Origin of the sequence: Moorena sp. SIO4E2, from assembly GCF_010671945.1 — a bacterium.
Classification (GTDB): Bacteria; Cyanobacteriota; Cyanobacteriia; order Cyanobacteriales; family Coleofasciculaceae; genus Moorena; species Moorena producens.
This window is the reverse complement of sequence record NZ_JAAHIE010000665.1, coordinates 1-3,467: the sequence shown is the minus strand read 5'-3', so window position 1 is coordinate 3,467 and position 3,467 is coordinate 1. Positions and strand designations below refer to the sequence as shown.

The window sequence follows — 3,467 nt, the reverse complement described above, 5'->3', positions numbered from 1 at the left end:
TCTTAATTTTGTCGGCAATACCTTGGGTAACTTTAGTGGCAATTTCCTTCACTTTACTAATGGCTTGTTCAATAACCTCTGGTATTTTCTGGGCAAACTCTCTGAGTTTATCGGTAATAGTTTTAACTTTAGCTGTCAGAGTCTCAATATAAGTCTTGATTTTATTAAAGAAAGGAACTAAAGCTCCTGTAGTAGCACCATCTCCTGCAGTACTAATTAATTCTTCTAAAGCAGTTTGGAAATTGGTAATATTAAAGTTTTGTAAATTTGCCAGAGCTGTATCTGTGCTAGCATCAAGGCTCTCAATTTTTCTAGCAATCGCTCCAATGCTTTTTCTCAGTTTTGGAAATTGCTCTTTTTTTAGGGAAGTAGGGTCTTTTAGTGAACCCAGCAGTTGTTTATACTCTGCTATTAATTTAATTCGATCCTCGATATTCATTTCAATGCGGCTAAGAGCCTTGGAAGGAAGTTGTTCTGCTAAGGAGTTAATCTGCTCCTTAAAAATTTCGGTGAGGGCTTGTGAATCAATTTTTTTCAGTAATTCATCTGGATCTGACAATTTATCGAGGAATTTTTTTAGTGCTTTGAATAAAACATCCAAGGTGCGAACAGGTAACATTCCTGCCTTGGTGACAAATTCTTCAAATTCCCCAAAGATAGTTTTTGTGTCTGTGGGCAAGTCTCCGATACTGAAGCTACCTGTCAAGTCTTCAGTTAAAGAGCCAATAGTCTTTTTAATTTCATCAGCAATAGTCAAGTCTCCGAAATCAGCTGCCTTGGGTAAGGGAATGGCTGCGGTAAGGCTGTCGAAGTTAATTTCTGTAAGTTGGTTGATTTTTCCTGATAATTCTGCTTTCAGTTCCTCAGCAGATAAAGGCACCTGGGAAATTATATTCTTTACATTTGTCAAATCGACCTGAGGAAGCTGCTTTTCTATTTGCTGCTGATAATTACCAACATCAGGAAGACCATTTTGACCCAGTTGAGCAACAGTACTTTCCGCTTGAGTACATTGATTTTGAGCATCAGCAAATGCTACTTGAGGATTAATATCTTTTAATTTATCGACAATAGAGAGTGCCATAATCTTGAGTCTGATTAACTGAATCTTGTGTGTAAAAGCCGGTTGAAAGCTAAAAACGGCAACTTAAATACGTAAGCATTCAGCTGTCAGCCGTCAGCCGTCAGCCGTCAGCTAAAAGCTCACGCTACTTGAGGTGCCGTCAGCAGTCAGCTTATTTTATTCAAAAGCTGTTCTGTGTAGCGTGGTCACAGGCCCGAAGGAGTTTCCCCCACTCGCGCTTGGGATCAAGACAGCGTAAGGGTATTGCATTAGCTGATAGCTGATAGCTGATAGCTGAATGCTTACTTAAATCCCAAAAATAGCTTTTAATCCTTCTGTCACTTTATCTAAATCTTTTGTGGCTTCCTGTACGGGTTCTAAAGCTCCTTTTAACGGTTTAAATGGGTTAGTAATTTCCGGAATAGTACCCAGTTGTAGAGCATCAGGAAGAGTAGCAACATCCATCAGATTCTTCGCCTTAACCTGAATCGACTGGTCTACCTGAGCAACAGCTGCACCCCCTTGACTACTAGGAGGATCAGTATACTCAGCAATGGTCAAAGTATAGCTGAACTGCTCTGGCTCCTTAGCTAATTGAAACACCTCAAATCGTTCCACAATAACCTGGCCAAAGTAGCTTCTGCCAACAATTTCGGCAATAAAATCCACCGGTTTTCGCTGTTTGTAAATTTGTCGCAGTGCCTCCAAGTCCTTACTGGCTGTAGAACCGTAAAAGATACCGCTAATCCCTAATAAGACTGAGTCCCGTCCCAAGTCCTGTACAAGGTTTCCTGCCATACCAGGAACACGATGGGAGATCAAATTCGCTTGCTCTAGGGTGACCAGCCGATGCACTCGGTTTAGCTTAATTTTTCCTAACTCAATAGCCATGATTAGCTGCTCCCATAAAATCTGCGGTATTCGCGACTGACTTTGCTAGCGATCGCGTCCATAATCTGATCTAAGTCCATTTCTGGTGTACCGTTGCGCCTGATCATCTCTGTTTCAACCTCTGTTTCTAGCTTGCTGGGATCGGAAGAATGGGTGATGGGTAATGGGTAATGGGTGATGGGTAATGGGTAATGGGTAATGGGTGATGGGTGATGGGTAATGGGTAATGGGTAATGGGTAATGGGTAATGGGTAATGGCTGATCGCTGATCGCTGAGGGCTGATCGCTGAGGGCTGAGGGCTGATCGCTGAGGGCTGATCGCTGAGGGCTGATCGCTGAGGGCTGATCGCTGATGGGTCACTGGAAGTTTGAAGAGCCTGGGGTGGGGTAATATCAGTATCCGCACCCAAGGGAAACCTCTGCCAGGTTTCGGGACTCCCACCACTGATTTCCTGGGGTTGCTTAATCATGGCATGATTTGAAGAGTTTTGTGGAATGGGCATCTTGCCTGTTTCCTGCCTGGGGCTAGGGCGTGTCTTCAAACTCGGAGTACCCCCATTATCCCCCGAGCGAGGGATTGCTCGCTCGGGGGACTTTGAGTATGGCTCCCCCCTTATTAAGGGGGGCTGGGGGGGATCATCATCTGGCGGAAAACTTTGAAAACACGCCCTAGCAGGATGCCCACCCCACTCATATTCATCCGAAGATTCAGCAATGCCGATTTGCTCACCACTCCGATAAGAATCAATCAGTAGATCGGGAGTTGCATGTGTAAATAGTACTTGATCTCCCGTGTGCTCGAAGTCCCCCCGATCTACTAGGTTTGAGTGCAACGTGGGATCAGAGGCACTAACCAGATTAGGGTTTGCTAAATCTAGCGGTTCCTGGGAAGGTAATAATTCGGCAAGTTCTTTCAAGCCCTGAACATTATTCGAATGCTTTGGTAAGAGTGCTTCATTCCTGTCCAGAGTCGGTTGTTTAGATCGAGATTGGGTTGAGGGAGCAACAGAGGAAGAAGGGAAGAGTTCTTGATCTAGGGTCAGCTCCTGGGCAGGAGTAGTTGTGGGCACCTTCTGCCCTGTGCCTTCTGCCTTCTGCCTTCTTGTAGCCCCTGATTCCACCCTAGAGAATTGTACATCCCCTGAATTAACGAAAACGTCGCTATTATTCCCCTGGCTGACCTGATCGCCACCGACTGGTGTTGACCAACTATCCTCCATAGTTGGATTAGGAGTTGGGTGTGGTGGAATGGGCCTCTTGCCTTGTGGAATGGGCATCTTGCCTGTTTCCTGCCTGGGGCTAGGGCGTGTCTTCAAACTCGGAGTACCCCCATTATCCCCCGAGCGAGGGATTGCTCGCTCGGGGGAATTTGAGTATGGCTCCCCATAATTTTATCGATAGCAGTGGTATCGGTGCATTAGTGAGTAATCACAAAAGCGCCCTAGAACAAGGGGTTAAAACGTTGCTTAAAAATGTCACTCCCCAAGTCATGTCTGTATTGGTCATTACAGGA

General features: G+C 45.2%; 4 protein-coding genes. 1 reads left to right on the top strand and 3 read right to left on the bottom strand.

Annotated elements, in window-relative coordinates:
• The 3 genes from F6K37_RS35070 to F6K37_RS35060 form a co-directional block, all read right to left on the bottom strand.
• Positions 1-1,084 (bottom strand): PspA/IM30 family protein (locus F6K37_RS35070; RefSeq protein WP_287255459.1); only part of this gene is annotated, 1,084 nt, incomplete at its 3' end.
• A gap of 285 nt (positions 1,085-1,369) precedes the next feature.
• The gene (locus F6K37_RS35065; RefSeq protein ID WP_008184360.1) at positions 1,370-1,954 is read right to left on the bottom strand and encodes a DNA circularization N-terminal domain-containing protein; all 585 of its coding nucleotides are present in this window, start codon (positions 1,952-1,954) and stop codon (positions 1,370-1,372) included.
• A 2-nt stretch (positions 1,955-1,956) separates the two neighbouring features.
• On the bottom strand, positions 1,957-3,231 hold the full coding sequence (locus tag F6K37_RS35060; protein ID WP_287255458.1) for a hypothetical protein: 1,275 nt from the start codon (positions 3,229-3,231) through the stop codon (positions 1,957-1,959).
• Positions 3,232-3,329: 98 nt separating this feature from the next.
• Here F6K37_RS35060 and F6K37_RS35055 point away from each other — a divergent pair.
• Positions 3,330-3,467, top strand: a 138-nt coding sequence (locus F6K37_RS35055) for an STAS domain-containing protein (protein WP_287255460.1), incomplete at its 3' end; no start/stop codon positions are given.